The 13,950-nt window shown below is 41.7% G+C and carries 14 protein-coding genes; 11 read left to right on the top strand and 3 right to left on the bottom strand.

The window, feature by feature from the left end; translation table 11 throughout:
• Positions 1-104: 104 nt before the first annotated feature.
• The 7 genes from D469_RS0102895 to D469_RS0102865 all read left to right on the top strand — a co-directional run bounded on the left by D469_RS0102895 (position 105) and on the right by D469_RS0102865 (position 7,243).
• Entirely contained in the window at positions 105-1,517 is a 1,413-nt protein-coding gene (locus tag D469_RS0102895; RefSeq protein ID WP_018921863.1) for a bifunctional metallophosphatase/5'-nucleotidase, read from the top strand.
• Positions 1,518-1,762: 245 nt separating this feature from the next.
• Positions 1,763-2,077, top strand: a complete 315-nt coding sequence (locus D469_RS0102890) for a YunC family protein (RefSeq protein WP_018921862.1) — start codon at positions 1,763-1,765, stop codon at positions 2,075-2,077.
• A gap of 188 nt (positions 2,078-2,265) precedes the next feature.
• A complete protein-coding gene (locus D469_RS0102885; RefSeq protein ID WP_018921861.1) occupies positions 2,266-3,375 on the top strand; it encodes an HD-GYP domain-containing protein in 1,110 nt (369 codons plus the stop codon).
• Between the two features lie 26 nt (positions 3,376-3,401).
• Complete coding sequence (locus D469_RS0102880) at positions 3,402-4,196, top strand: thymidylate synthase (RefSeq protein ID WP_018921860.1); 795 nt, start codon at positions 3,402-3,404, stop codon at positions 4,194-4,196.
• A complete protein-coding gene (locus D469_RS0102875) occupies positions 4,193-4,675 on the top strand; it encodes a dihydrofolate reductase (RefSeq protein ID WP_018921859.1) in 483 nt (160 codons plus the stop codon). Before D469_RS0102880 ends, D469_RS0102875 begins: the two co-directional genes overlap by 4 nt.
• 60 nt (positions 4,676-4,735) lie before the next feature.
• Positions 4,736-5,536 carry a sporulation protein YunB gene (yunB, locus tag D469_RS0102870; protein WP_018921858.1) on the top strand — a complete coding sequence of 267 codons (801 nt, stop codon included), beginning with the start codon at positions 4,736-4,738 and terminating at the stop codon, positions 5,534-5,536.
• A gap of 351 nt (positions 5,537-5,887) precedes the next feature.
• On the top strand, positions 5,888-7,243 hold the full coding sequence (locus tag D469_RS0102865; protein WP_018921857.1) for a sodium-dependent transporter: 1,356 nt from the start codon (positions 5,888-5,890) through the stop codon (positions 7,241-7,243).
• Positions 7,244-7,342: 99 nt separating this feature from the next.
• Here the strand turns inward: D469_RS0102865 and D469_RS0102860 are convergent, their stop codons facing one another.
• Entirely contained in the window at positions 7,343-8,335 is a 993-nt protein-coding gene (locus D469_RS0102860; RefSeq protein WP_018921856.1) for a M23 family metallopeptidase, read from the bottom strand.
• A gap of 546 nt (positions 8,336-8,881) precedes the next feature.
• Between D469_RS0102860 and lipA the strand changes: the two genes are divergently transcribed.
• Together lipA and D469_RS19450 are read left to right on the top strand one after the other, a co-directional pair.
• Positions 8,882-9,805: a lipoyl synthase gene (gene lipA / locus D469_RS0102855; RefSeq protein ID WP_018921855.1), complete on the top strand. Its 924-nt coding sequence runs from the start codon at positions 8,882-8,884 to the stop codon at positions 9,803-9,805.
• A 191-nt stretch (positions 9,806-9,996) separates the two neighbouring features.
• Positions 9,997-10,317, top strand: a complete 321-nt coding sequence (locus D469_RS19450; protein ID WP_018921854.1) for a YutD family protein — start codon at positions 9,997-9,999, stop codon at positions 10,315-10,317.
• 124 nt (positions 10,318-10,441) lie between these two features.
• Here D469_RS19450 and glpX read toward each other — a convergent pair whose 3' ends face one another.
• Entirely contained in the window at positions 10,442-11,419 is a 978-nt protein-coding gene (gene glpX / locus D469_RS0102845; protein WP_018921853.1) for a class II fructose-bisphosphatase, read from the bottom strand.
• A gap of 354 nt (positions 11,420-11,773) precedes the next feature.
• Between glpX and D469_RS0102840 the strand changes: the two genes are divergently transcribed.
• Positions 11,774-12,241: a DUF86 domain-containing protein gene (locus D469_RS0102840; RefSeq protein WP_018921852.1), complete on the top strand. Its 468-nt coding sequence runs from the start codon at positions 11,774-11,776 to the stop codon at positions 12,239-12,241.
• On the top strand, positions 12,228-13,022 hold the full coding sequence (locus D469_RS0102835) for a TIGR01457 family HAD-type hydrolase (protein ID WP_018921851.1): 795 nt from the start codon (positions 12,228-12,230) through the stop codon (positions 13,020-13,022). Before D469_RS0102840 ends, D469_RS0102835 begins: the two co-directional genes overlap by 14 nt.
• 392 nt (positions 13,023-13,414) lie before the next feature.
• Here the strand turns inward: D469_RS0102835 and D469_RS0102825 are convergent, their stop codons facing one another.
• Positions 13,415-13,900, bottom strand: a complete 486-nt coding sequence (locus tag D469_RS0102825; protein ID WP_018921849.1) for a phosphatidylglycerophosphatase A family protein — start codon at positions 13,898-13,900, stop codon at positions 13,415-13,417.
• Positions 13,901-13,950: the final 50 nt, after the last annotated feature.

Genomic DNA, 13,950 nt, shown 5'->3' with positions numbered 1-13,950 from the left:
GCTAAATACTTGCTCCATTTTATCAGAATTAAAAAGAAAATAAGCAATAATACCAGGTTCTTCATAAGGAGAAGATGTAAAGAGGGAGAAAGCGGTGATATGCAGTGAGCTTGTATCCGGTCTATATATATCATTCGAATGATTTACATAGTTATCTCGAACAGTGGCCAAAAGTTGCTTCTTATTTTAAAGAGCGAGAACATGTACACCGCGAGCGCCATGAAGATGCGCTGTTTTTTGATATTGGTGACCATGCTGACCGTGTGCACCCGGTCACAGAAGGGACAGCAGGGAAAAGCAATGTTCAATTATTGAATGCTACACCAGTGCACCATGTAACGATTGGAAATAATGAAGGGATAACCTTTTCGAGGGAAGATCTGGATGCTCTTTATGAGGAAGCGAACTTTCAAGTCTTAGTAGCTAATTTGTTTGACCAATCTGGTATGCGTCCCACATGGTCTAAACCTTATGATCGTATCGAGCTTCCAGAGTCCAAGCTGACAGTAGGTGTCACAGCTGTAACTGCACCGTTCACTCCATTTTATACAAAGCTTGGCTGGCATATAGTTGAACCTACTAATGTACTGCCGGATATTTTAACCACTCTAAAGCAAACTTGCGATGTAACTATCTTATTATCGCACCTCGGTTACCCACAGGATGAAATGCTGGCTGCGCGATTTTCAGAACTTGATGTTATTCTCGGGGCTCACACCCATCATTTATTGAAAACGGCGCAGGAAGTGGATGGTACCTTGATAGCACAAGCAGGGAAGCATTCCTTTTATGCTGGCCAGGTTCGTTTACTAATTGATACCAATACAAAAGAAATCGTCAATAAAGAGGGCGGAACGGTTTCTATGAAGACTTTTAAAGAAGATGAAACGACAAAGCAGATTTTGCAAGAACAAGAACAACAGGCAGATACATTATTGATGGAGAAAATTACTACCTTAGACCAACCGTTGGCCGTGGACTGGGAAAACCCTTCTCCTTTAGCAGATGTTTTAGTTGATGCAGTAAGAGAATGGTGTGAGACAGACTTTGCAATGATAAATGCTGGTTTGCTATTAGACTCTTTAGCCAGTGGCCCAGTCACAAGAATGGATATACACCGCATCTGCCCTCATCCTGTAAACCCTTGTATACTTACGGTGTCTGGGGCCGTCTTAAAAGAATCGATTCATGCTGCTTTTACTAAACGAATGATTCATTTTGAATTAAAGGGGTTTGGCTTCCGGGGCGAAAAGCTTGGTCGCATGGCCTTTTCTGGGATTGAGGTGCAAATTGTGCATGCTGATGATGATAGTGAGAGAGTGGCAGACATCACTATGCAGGGAGAACCATTACTATCGAACAAGATGTACACTTTAGCTACAGCAGATATGTTCACTTTTGGTTATTTGTACCCCGGCTTTGCACAAGCTGAACAGAAAGAATACCTCATGCCGGAGATGATGAGAGATATATTGGCGAACAAATTAATGAAGATGAGTGATGGAGAAGGAAAATAGACCATTGGCGTGGCAAAACTGTTAAATCGCCATTCACTAAAGTGATTTCAGTTCTTTTTTCTAAGGTTGGTTTCTAAAAGTTTGCTTCTTTTTAAGGGAGTGTACTATGTTAATTCGCTCCAGGCGAATACTTTCATCGCAGGCAGTGGTGAAAACGCGTTTGTAATTAGCTCCTTTTCTTCTGCACGGTTCGTGTTTTGCCTGCATAGAATGCAGAGAGACCAGAAGCTTAGGGGGAAAGCAGCATGATAAGCTTGAAGCCGGTTCACATTGAGGATTATACATTTATGGCTACAACCGTAGAGTTACCGGGTACGAAGTTGATGACGGTTTCAGGGGACACTGGTTATATTATGTGTGGTGCTTTAGATGTTCAGTTATTAAATGAAAAATTAGCACATCGACAAATTGTAGCTGCTAGAGCATTAGGAGTTCGTTCGATTGATGAATTAATACATGCGCCCCTTTCAGATGTTACACTAGAAGCAAGTAAAAAAGGAGTACAGCCTGGGATGAGTGGAAAGGATGCTCTGCTGCGAATGCATAAACAATCGGACTAAGAGCGGGTTTAGGTTTTTGTGAAAAGGTAAAAGGCTGGTGACGATGATTTAAAAAGTGAGTTACAATAAAAGCAAACAGTACCCTTTGCCAACACGTGAAGAAGCATAATATGAAGCTGGAAATCAAGTCTTTGTCCCACTTGCATGGAGGAGTTTAATTTCAGTATTTAAATTAGAATACAAAAGGAATGGGTAAACGTATGCGCCTAGTCTCAACAAAAAAGTTGCCAGCTTCTTCTATCTTAGCTCGACCCATCGTAAATGATGATGGGATCGTACTCTTGCAAGAAGGAGTAACTTTAACAGAGCGTATTGTGAAAAAAATACAGGAAAAAGGTATTACATATGTGTATATTGAAGACGGTCGTACCGACGATATAGAAGTTTCCTCTCCTATTCATGACAAAACAAGAGGACAAGCTTTAGCGACAATTAAAAATGAATTTCGTACCATCATGCAGCCGGGGCGCTTGCAGTCGGCGTTGACGCAAGGCCAAGTTAGTAAGTCTTTTAGTACGGTCGTTGACAAAATACTTGAAGATATAGAAACAAACGATGATGCAATTGGTATTTTATCTGATATATACATGTATGACTCTTATATCTTTACTCATTCTTTAAATGTGACCATCTATACTCTTCGGCTTGCTATGAAAATGGGATATAATAAACAAGAGTTACAAGCGATTGGGTTAGGTGCTATATTACATGACGTAGGGAAATTAAATATTCCTTCAGAAATTCTACAGAAGCCTACCGGGCTGACAGAAGCGGAATTTACTACAATCAAAAAACATCCTGAGGACGGTTTTTTATTGTTAAAAGATATGCCAAACTTATCACTGTTAACAGCCCATTGTGCGTACCAGCATCATGAACGTTTGAATGGAAGCGGCTATCCAAGAGGAATTAAGGAAGAAGCTATTCATCCATATGCTAAACTTTTGGCAATTGCAGATGTCTTTGATGCTACTACGTCTAACCGTGTGTATCGAAATGCAATGCTCCCTCATGAAGCGATGGAAATTTTATTTAGCGGAGCTGGGACGTTATATGACTTTCAGGCGGTTGAAGTTTTCAGTCGGGTGATTGCTATGTACCCAAATGGGATGACGTTAACGCTGAATGACGGTAGGCAGGGAGTAGTTGTAAGACAAAATGGAGAAATGACAACACGTCCTGTGATCCGCATTTTAACGGACCACAATTACAACAAAGTGGACAAGCCGTACGAGGTGGATTTGCTTAAAGACACTAACGTAACGATCATTTCCTGTGAAGAACTAGAGGCTATGTAAAGGAAACCAAAATAGAAGGTGAGAAGATGAAGCAATACCTGAATTTATGTGAGCATGTCTTAACAACTGGAATAGAAAAAAATGACCGGACAGGGACAGGAACAATTAGTGCCTTTGGCTATCAATGCCGATTTGATCTTTCTGAAGGTTTCCCACTCGTTACTACCAAGAAACTTCATTTAAGGTCAATTATTCATGAATTGCTATGGTTTCTACAAGGCAGCACAAACATTGAGTATTTAAAAGAAAATAAAGTAAAGATTTGGGATGCGTGGGCAGATGAAAACGGAGACTTAGGCCCGGTTTATGGTAAACAGTGGCGCTCTTGGACAGGGGCTGATGGTCAAACTGTAGACCAGATCAGCGATGTGATTCAAGCTATTAAAACGAACCCTGATTCAAGAAGGTTAGTGGTGAATGCTTGGAATGCTGCTGAAATTGAAGACATGGCCCTCGCTCCATGTCACTGCTTATTTCAATTTTACGTAGCTGATGGAAAACTTTCCTGCCAGCTTTATCAGCGCAGTGCTGACCTGTTTCTCGGTGTGCCATTTAATATCGCATCGTATGCTCTGCTTACACACATGGTTGCTCAAGCAACTGATTTAGAGGTTGGGGAATTTGTACATACATTTGGTGATGTGCATATTTATTCAAATCATGTAGAGCAAATAAAGACTCAATTGAGCCGCACCCCGAGAGAATTGCCTACATTACACCTAAATCCGGAAGTTTCGTCTATTTTTGATTTTAAATTCGAAGATATTTCTTTAGAAGGCTATGACCCTCATCCGCATATTAAAGGAGAAGTATCCGTATGATTGCGTTAGTTGCTGCTATGGATGAAAACCGGGCCATTGGCTTAAATGGGAAGATGCCATGGCACCTTCCTAACGATTTAAAGCATTTTCAGCAAGTAACGACAGGTGGAACTGTCGTGATGGGCCGAAAAACGTTTGAGTCTATCGGCAAACCGTTGAAAAACCGGACAAATATTATTTTAACTCGTGATCGGGCGTACGAAGCTGAAGGATGCGAGGTGATTCATGATAAAGAAGACATCCATTCTTTGGCGAAAGATATATATATTATTGGTGGAGCGACCATTTACGAACAATTTCTGCCGATGGCTGACCGAATGTATTTAACTTTTATTGAGGCTTCGTTTAAAGGAGATACATTTTTTCCGCAATGGGACAATGACCAGTTTACGATCCTTGAAGTAACAAACGGAAACGTCGACGAAAAAAATCGATATCCTCACCGCTTTGTGACGTTTGAACGGATTGGACAAAATTGAGAAATTGAGTGCTTTTCCAGCCCCTCTTTGCATAAATTTGGTTGCAAAGGGGGCTTTTTCATGAAAAAAACACCAAAGTTACGACGCCAAAGAGGGCCCCTCTCTTTTCGTCACGTTTTTATGATTTCACTACTTATTTTTACAGTATTAACATTACAGGGCCTTTGGCTTGTGGACCAGGGCATACGGCCAACGATTGTGGAAATTGCTCGCACAGAAACTCAAAAAATTGCGACGCAAGCTATCAATGATGCAATTTCCAAGAAAATCGTCGAGAATTCAGACATGGAAGATTTGGTCGATGTGGATACAAATGATGATGGTGTTATTACTTCAATAGGATTTAACTCTCAGATTTATAATCGGGTGATGGCCGAGTCTGTATCACGTGTCCAAAAGTACTTGAAAATGGTCGAGCAAGGGAATCTACAAGAGTTGGAATTACCAGAAGGCATTGATATTCATTATGATGAAGAGTACTATAACGAACATGGAATTGTTCATATGATTCCGCTTGGGCAAGCTTCCAACAATGCTCTTCTTGCTCATTTAGGGCCAAAAATACCAGTGCAGTTTACTACAATTGGAGATGTAAACGTTCAAATGGAAGAAGAGATTGAAGAATCAGGTATTAATAATACCTACATTCGTGTCTCTGTTCATATTGAAGTCGACGTTGAAGTCGTTATTCCATTTGCAACTGAAACAGATGAAGTAGCTACCTCTATTCCTGTTGGTATGGTATTTGTTCCTGGAGAGGTGCCTGACTTTTACAATAGCGGAGGGGAAGGAATGCCGGCTCCAGCAATTATTCAAGAAGAAGATATTTCTGATGCCACAGAAGAGGAGGGCGGAGCATAACCGTCTAACTGCCAAAACGTTAAGACCTCATAAAGAAATGCCTAACGGGAAAGGGGGAGATTATTGTTATTTTTTAATAGTAAATAGTATGTGATGAAGAAATTGCATTCTTTCAGCAAGCAGAATAATACTTCGTTTTGACAAAGGAATAGTAGGTGATTATAATTGATGCACGAGTGCATAAGCACGAGTTTGAAAGGTGGTGAGGGAACAACTGGAAGTGTTATAGGGTATAATGGAACACGATGGTAATTTTTTGATAATTCGAAGTTATTCTATTATTGTATGATATTGACGTGTTTCACTGCCCTTTAATAGAGCCTTTATTACAAAGGGAAAGGGGTATATAAAATGAATGGTCGCGAACAATGGGCATCGAAGCTAGGATTCATCTTAGCTGCCGTTGGTTCAGCTGTTGGACTTGGTAACATTTGGCGCTTTTCTTATGTTGCTGGTGAAAGTGGCGGGGCTGCCTTCTTATTAATTTATGTTATTTGTATATTTTTGATCGGTCTCCCTGTTCTTTTAGCTGAATTTACGATTGGGCGCAAAGGGCAGACTGATGTAATCGCTGCTTTTACTTCAAAAGCGCCAGGTAAACCTTGGGTACTAGGTGGCTTTTTTGGGCTAGCTGCATCGTTTTTTATTTTATCGTTCTATGGGGTTATAGCCGGTTGGGTCCTATACTATATATATAGTTATTTTACAGGAACTGCTGGTGCTGTAGAAGAAGGTGGATACGGAGACTTCTTTGAAAGCTTTATTGGTTCGAGTGGAGGGCCTATTTTCTGGCAGGTTTTATTTATGGCTATTGTAATTGGAATTGTTTACTTTGGCGTCAAGAAAGGGATTGAGCTTTCCAATAAAATCTTTATGCCGTTACTTGCCGTCATCCTTCTCTTCTTGGCTGGATTTAGTTTAACGCTTGACGGTGCTTCAGAAGGACTTCAATTCTTGTTCAGCCCTGAATGGAGCGCGTTTGGTGATGCGGAAGTTTGGTCAGCTGCTGTTGGGCAGGCCTTTTTCACTTTATCTCTCGGGATGGGGGCTATGATTACTTATAGTAGTTACCTTTCCAAAGACAATCGTTTGCCTAGTGCAGCGGGGACTGTTGTAGTTCTTGATACATTGTTTGCGATTGTAGCTGGACTGGTAATTTTCCCTGCTGTCTTCTCATTTGGCATTGATCCTGGAGATGGCCCTGGGCTTATTTTCGTCACGCTTCCAGAAGTGTTTAATTTAATGGGCGGGGGAGGAACTGTATTTGCGATTTTCTTCTTCATCCTCGTTGCCTTAGCAGCTCTATCTTCTGCGATCTCTTTGTTGGAAGTTAGTGTAGCATTTGTGATGCGGAAGTTTAATTGGGCCCGAAAGCAGGCAGCCTTGGTAGTAGGTCTCCTTATTACTGCTGTAGGTATTCCATCAGCTCTAAGTCAAGGCGGACCGTTGACTGAAGCCACAATTGCAGGATTACCATTCCTTGACTTTGTCGATACGTTAACCGATATGTACTTCTTACCACTTGGTGGTTTGATGATTGCCCTCTTTGTAGGCTGGGGTTGGCGCAGGGAGGATGCTTTCCGCGAGTCCGACCTTACCGGTTCGAGCATCGCACCTCTATGGATTTGGTTCTTGCGTATTGTAGCTCCACTAGGTATTCTGTGGATTTTGTATCTAAATGTTGTTAATACACCGTTTTTCCAATAAACATCAAGCTCTCTCTCCGTTGCTGGAGAGAGAGCTTTTTTGGACTGATTTAATTAAATATATAAAACGAAGAAGTGAAAGGCTTTATGCTTTGCTTTGTTAACTCTCTTGCTTTTCCCATTGTTTAAGAGAAGGATAAGGATCAAACGACCATTCTGTATAGCCGTTATCACGATACAAGCCATAATGAAGATGGGGAGGGAATTTTCCTTGTGTACCCGGTTTACCGTAGCCTGAACTTCCTACATACCCAATTACATCTCCAGGTTCTACTATTGTTCCTTGTTCAATTGAATCTTCAAATGAGCTTAAATGTGCATAATAATGGTAGACGTTGTTAAGGTCGCGAATGCCGATTCGCCAACCGCCAAAGTCGTTCCAACCCATTAATTCTACTACACCGTGAGAAGTGGAGCGTACCGGCGTGCTATGACCAGCAAATAGGTCTGTTCCTTCATGAATGCGCCTGCCGCCCCAACCCCGTTTAACCCCCCAGGTACTTTGATAACTGTATTCATATTCAGAAGGGAGAGGGAAGGCTCTTTCTTCAAGGTTGGTATGACCATGGTGTCTGTAAACATTGGCATGCCCCGTTATAATACGCACTGTTTGATCACGTAAGTAATGCTTCCATAAACCAATTCGCACATCTTTATCAGTATTACCGTACGAAGCTATTTCATTGGCAAACGTAAACAGCCGGTCATAGTCATCTTCTCTATCGGCTTTCCCGTCCCCATTTCCATCCAATCCTTTTCCACCAAATAATGTGATACTCGTTGGGTCAACATCTTCAAGGTCAGGATTGAGGGGGCCAGCCCATTCGTTTGGCGCATAATAAATAGAGATTATACCTTCAGAACTTTCACGGTCTTTTCTTGCTTTAGTCAGACCACGTTCATAAGCATCAACTCCGGCTAACCAGTACCAAGGTACATGCGTAAGGCTTTCAATTTCATGATACATATTAAGCCTTTCCTCATGAATGGAGAGGTTTTCTTCGTTTTCAGTTTCGGCTTGAAGTGATGCTGGGAAACATGAAAGAAACAAAACATGAATGATAAGTAGAGGGATCAGCTGTCTGAAATTCATGATGGAAACCTCCAAATTTTGATGACTCTTTTTATAATGAGTAAAAAACCACGATTAGATACGAAAGAAAATGATTGCTTTCTAAATTCAATGATCGCAATGAATAAAGCTTATCGTTCTAAGCATTATTGCTGTGGGTGTTAGTGGCTTGCGATCGTTTCTTGATCACGCCCTACGGCGGACGCGTCCTTCTCGCTGGTTAAGAAGCGTGTGCGGCGGCCACAGCCTCCTCGGTGGTAGAGAAGGGCTCTGCGTCGTTATTCAAGCCCGCTCCGCTTTTCGATGTCTAGCTTCGCGGGCTAACGACTTGAGATCCCTTTCTCCCACACTGCGGCGGCCACAGCCTCCTCGGTGGTAGAGAAGGGCTCTGCGTCGTTATTCAAGCCCGCTCCGCTTTTCTGTTGGGGGGTTATTTATAAATATATGGAGCAGGACGTTTGGAAACGGACGTTGGACGTGTTAAAGTATAAGAAGAATACAGAAGGTGAATATACATATGAATAGGTGCGCTTCTGTAATGGAAATAAACCTAGTGGAGTGATTAGCGTGGCAAAAAAAGAAGAACACGTTCGTAAGCCGGAATGGCTTAAGATTAAATTAAATACAAATGAGTCTTATAAAGGCTTGAAAAAGATGATGCGCGAGAAGAATTTGAACACAGTATGTGAAGAAGCGAAGTGCCCAAACATTCATGAATGCTGGGCGGTTCGTAAAACAGCCACCTTTATGATTTTAGGGGATGTCTGTACACGTGCTTGCCGTTTTTGTGCGGTTAAGACAGGTCTCCCAAACGAGCTTGACTGGGACGAGCCAAAGCGTCTTGCTGAATCGGTGGAGCAAATGGGCCTTAAACACGTTGTTATTACGGCAGTGGCGCGCGATGACTTAAAAGACGGTGGGGCTGGAGTGTTTGCTGAAACAGTTCGTGCGGTACGAAGAGTCAACCCGTTCTGCACGATTGAAGTTCTGCCTTCAGACATGATGGGTCTTGAAGAAAATCTTAAAACGTTGATGGAAGCCCGGCCAAACATCATGAATCATAACATTGAAACTGTACGCCGCTTAACCCCTAGAGTTCGAGCGCGGGCGACGTATGATCGTTCACTTGAGTTCTTGCGATACGCAAAAGAGCTTCATCCTGATATTCCGACAAAATCAAGCTTAATGGTTGGTCTTGGTGAAACTAAAGAAGAAATCATTGAAACCATGGATGACCTTCGTGCGCAAGACGTTAATATTATGACTATCGGCCAATACTTACAGCCGTCAAAGAAACATTTAAAAGTGGAACGTTATTATAGCCCGGATGAATTCGCAGAGTTAAAAGATATAGCAATGGAAAAAGGGTTTGACCATTGTGAATCCGGCCCACTTGTACGTTCTTCTTATCATGCCGATGAGCAAGTTAATGAAGCACAGGTTCAAGCTGAAGCTAAAAAGTATCAACAAAGCTCCGTGACCGAATCTTAAAGGTTAGAGTGAAGCCGTCTGTCGACTTGGACAGGCGGTTTCTTTATGCAGAGGAAGAAGAGCTGTAAATCAACGCTCCTGTGAATGGAAAAGAGTATGCTATAATGAAAAAAACGTTAGAGAAGCTGCTTCTCTTTAATGAAGAGGCTGTTATATGGTGGGCATAGAAGGAAACATAATGAGGTGATTACTTGATTCACGTACAAGGACAACAGTTTGAGTTGATTGAAAATGGACGAGAAGGCTGGAATGAAGAAGCATTTAAAGAACGCTATAGTGAAGTTTTAAATAAATATGATTTTGTAGTTGGCGATTGGGGACATAATCAGTTGCGTTTACGAGGTTTTTTTCATGATAATCATAAAAAAGCTTCGTTTGATTCAAAAGTAAGTTCCATCTATGACTATCTTTATGAATATTGCAACTTTGGCTGTGCTTATTTTGTTTTAAAACGGGTTACACCAAATTCTAAAGAGGACAAGAATGAGGAATTAGCTCCGGAGGAAGTTTAGCCGTCTTACCTCAATCAAAGACTCTTTTATTCCATCAACCACTGACCATTAATAGAGTTTAAGAGAAAAGAAAGCCTTGGGTTTCATAAATATGAACCCAAGGCTTTTTATAGAGGTTTCTCGTTTAAAGATCTTCATCAACGAGAAGATGTGGTTTTAGATTAAGGTGGTGATTAGCTTTAATAAAACGCACTGTCTTGGTTTTGGCGCGCATCACGATGGAGTCAGTTTCGGTAACGTCGTCGCCTAAAAAACGAGCTCCTTGCAATAATTCGCCGCTTGAAACCCCTGTAGCAGCAAAGATCGCGTCGTCTCCTTTAACAAGGTCATCCATCATTAGAATTTGCGTCGGGTTGTTAAGCCCCATCTCAATACAACGTTCTGCTTCTGCTTCATTCTTGGGAGCGAGACGAGCTTGCATTTCTCCTCCAAGCGCTTTAATGGCAGCTGCGGAGATGACACCCTCTGGAGCTCCTCCTGTTCCTACGAATAAGTCAATATCATTAGAAGGAATGGCAGTTGCAATAGAGGCCGCAACATCGCCGTCACCAAACAATTTTACCCGGGCCCCTTTTTTACGTACACGGTCAATTAACTCTTGGTGCCTGTCTCGCTCTTGAATGATCACCGTGACATCACGAAGTCGCTTGTTTTGCATCTTGGCCACAATGTCAATGGTCTTTTCAATCGGATCATCAATTCGAATGAGTCCAGCGGCTTGTGGGCCTACAACAATTTTATCCATATACATGTCTGGGGCATGCAATAACGTTCCACGGTCTGCTATGGCAATAATGGCCATGGCGTTTGGATGTCCTTTTGCTACAATATTTGTGCCTTCAAGCGGGTCTACCGCAATATCAACTTCCGGTCCTTGATTGTTGCCAACTTCTTCACCTATGTAGAGCATGGGTGCTTCGTCTTTTTCCCCTTCTCCAATGACCACGGTCCCCTTGCAGTTCACAGAATCAAACATTTTTCTCATTGCAGAGGTAGCTGCTTCATCGGCATTGATTTTTTCTCCACGGCCGAGCCACTGTGCTGCAGAAATAGCAGCAGCTTCGGTGACACGAACGACTTCTAAGGCTAGTTCTCGGTCCATTATATGATCCTCCCTATATTTCGTTTTAACAGGTTTTGTTACATGATATTCTTGAAAAAGGTACTGTTGAAAGAGCGAAGCGGTGTTTGGGTTGATAGTCAAACGTTTATTCAGTGGCGGATAAAGACTTAAATCTTTCAAACCTTCTATCACTCAAGGTTTTTAAAAACCTTGAGTGATAGAAGAATGTTTCATTTTATTGATTTGATTTTCTCTTTCTGAGATTCGTACCTTCATTATAATACATCACTTGGTTCTTTGCGAAAAGGAAGGAGTTTACGGATTTTTAGGGAGTCGGTGGAAATATGCTATACTCAAAAGAAAGAATCATAAGTACATATTGAGGTGAGAACGATGTATTTTGTAGATCGTACGCAGTTAGAAAACCTGCTTTCATATATGGAGGCGACGCTAACGCAGCTAGAAGAATTGAAGGAACAGAAGTCAGCTATCGAACAATTAGCACTTGAACGAATAGGGCACATGACGATCGAAACAATCATAGATGTTGGTAATCATATGATTGATGGGTTCATTATGAGAGATCCTGGGAGTTATGATGATATTATAGATATTTTAGAAGATGAGAAAGTCATTTCCTCTTCTGACGAAAGATCGTTAAAAGAGATTATTTTGTGGCGTAAACCTTTGATTCAAGATTATACGGCGGTAGATCATAAGAAGCTGTACAATGATTTGGCTGCTAATGTAAAGGTACTCTTGCAGTTTCCACAAAAAGTCCGTACGTATTTAGATGAGCAATTAGGACCTGTTTCAGCTTTTTTGCCAGCAGAGGAGAATCGGTCAAATGACAAACAATAATGTTACTCAATATAGTGGGTATTTATTTGATTTAGATGGAACTGTTTATAGTGGAAAAGAAAGTATTCAAGAAGCCATCTCTTTTATTAATGCACTTAAAGAAAAAGGAATTACATATGGATTTATTACAAATAATTCGTCAGCAACAAGAGAAAAGGTCGCCGAGAAACTACGAAAAATGGGAGTGGAAGCTTCAGCTGGCCAAGTATTTACTAGTGCGCTAACAACAGCCGCCCTAGTAAAAGAAGAGAATATCAGTCGTGTCTATCCAATTGGAGAAGGAGGGTTGCTGGGGGCGCTTAAACAAGAAGGTATAGAAGTGACGGACCAGCAGCCAGAAGCTGTAGTGGTAGGGATTGACCGTGAGTTTTCATATGAGAAATTGCGAATTTCTTCGCAAGCGCTGCATGAAGGAGCGGCTTATTTTGCCACCAATGGTGATAAAAACGTACCTGCCGAGCACGGGCTTCAACCAGGGAATGGGTCGATTGTGGCTGCAGTAAGTGCGGCTGGAGGCAAGGAGCCGGTATTTGTGGGGAAACCAGAAGCTCACATTGTTAATGAAGCACTTGAGCGTCTTGAATTGGACAAGGAAAACGTGCTTCTAATCGGAGACAATTATGATACTGATATTCTGGCAGGCATTCATGCGAGTATTGATACACTCCTCGTTCATACGGGGGTCACCCAACCTCATGAATTAAAGCAAAAAAGTAAGCAGCCTACTTATACAGCTATGTCTCTTTTGGAATGGGAGAACAAACTAAGGGAGTGCAGGTAATACTGTATAAGAGGATAGGGGTAAAGTAGAAGAGCGTGTTAAGTCAGTTTAAGGGAGGAAAGATAGGCAGCAGCGGAATATGCGAGACACCTGCGAACACGCAGGAGAGAGCTTCCCCGAGGAAGCTGAAGCATTGTCTGCGGCAAAGAAGACACGGCGAGGTCAAACGAAGTGAAGACCAAGTCGATGTCGCGCTTGTGCCTGTGGTGAAAGTGAAGAAATTTTTGAAAGGACATTCTCCCTTTTTCAGTGGCTTCGAAAGCAATACCTAAGGACTCCGCCGGCAGAAAGGCCTCATCAAATAGTGAAGGTGGAACCGGTGTTGCAATCTACCTGTGGTGAAAACGAGCATACTCCCGTTTCTTTAACTGAGAAATGCTTATGGTTTAGCCTCAATCTTCAACACTATGAGCTAAACGGCTGGAGGCAGCTGCCGCTATAGCACCGATAATATCATCAAGAAACGTGTGGCATTCTTTCGTGCCTTTCTCGTTCAATTTTTTTAAGATACCAGGCTTTAATTTATCAATATAACCAAAGTTTGTTAGGCCAATGGAGCCGTAGACATTTACAATCGATAAAGCAATGACTTCATCGATTCCGTATAACCCTTCATCTCGTTCAATAATTGGTTGTAAACTTGGTAAAAATTGTTTCTGCTCACAGAGCATATCCATTTGAATGCCGGTTAAAACTGCGTGTTGAATTTCTCTTTTATAAAGCACTTGCTGAACATTTTCCCTGCAGGTCTTCATACTTAATTCTGGTACATATTCGTGCTGTAAAAAATACACAAGTTCACTAATGTCATCAATAGTTACGCCACGTTCATCCAAAAGCTCAAACATCGCCTTTCGAAGTGGAGGTGAAGCAGTCACAGGTTCTCACCCTCTCCTTTTTTCTATTGTATGATTAAGCTTCCCTTTAA

The organism is Salsuginibacillus kocurii DSM 18087, from assembly GCF_000377705.1.
Classification (GTDB): domain Bacteria; phylum Bacillota; class Bacilli; order Bacillales; family Marinococcaceae; genus Salsuginibacillus; species Salsuginibacillus kocurii.
This window is presented reverse-complemented; position numbering and strand designations above follow the sequence as displayed.

Bases quoted from the DNA above. Each gene is read 5' to 3' on its own strand.
- yunB (WP_018921858.1), top strand. From the start codon at position 4,736: ATGAAAAAAACACCAAAGTTACGACGCCAAAGAGGGCCCCTCTCTTTT.
- D469_RS0102840 (WP_018921852.1), top strand. From the start codon at position 11,774: ATGTATTTTGTAGATCGTACGCAGTTAGAAAACCTGCTTTCATATATG.
- D469_RS0102860 (WP_018921856.1), bottom strand. From the start codon at position 8,335: ATGAATTTCAGACAGCTGATCCCTCTACTTATCATTCATGTTTTGTTT.
- D469_RS0102880 (WP_018921860.1), top strand. From the start codon at position 3,402: ATGAAGCAATACCTGAATTTATGTGAGCATGTCTTAACAACTGGAATA.
- D469_RS0102885 (WP_018921861.1), top strand. From the start codon at position 2,266: ATGGGTAAACGTATGCGCCTAGTCTCAACAAAAAAGTTGCCAGCTTCT.
- glpX (WP_018921853.1), bottom strand. From the start codon at position 11,419: ATGGACCGAGAACTAGCCTTAGAAGTCGTTCGTGTCACCGAAGCTGCT.
- D469_RS0102865 (WP_018921857.1), top strand. From the start codon at position 5,888: ATGAATGGTCGCGAACAATGGGCATCGAAGCTAGGATTCATCTTAGCT.
- D469_RS0102875 (WP_018921859.1), top strand. From the start codon at position 4,193: ATGATTGCGTTAGTTGCTGCTATGGATGAAAACCGGGCCATTGGCTTA.
- D469_RS0102835 (WP_018921851.1), top strand. From the start codon at position 12,228: ATGACAAACAATAATGTTACTCAATATAGTGGGTATTTATTTGATTTA.
- D469_RS0102890 (WP_018921862.1), top strand. From the start codon at position 1,763: ATGATAAGCTTGAAGCCGGTTCACATTGAGGATTATACATTTATGGCT.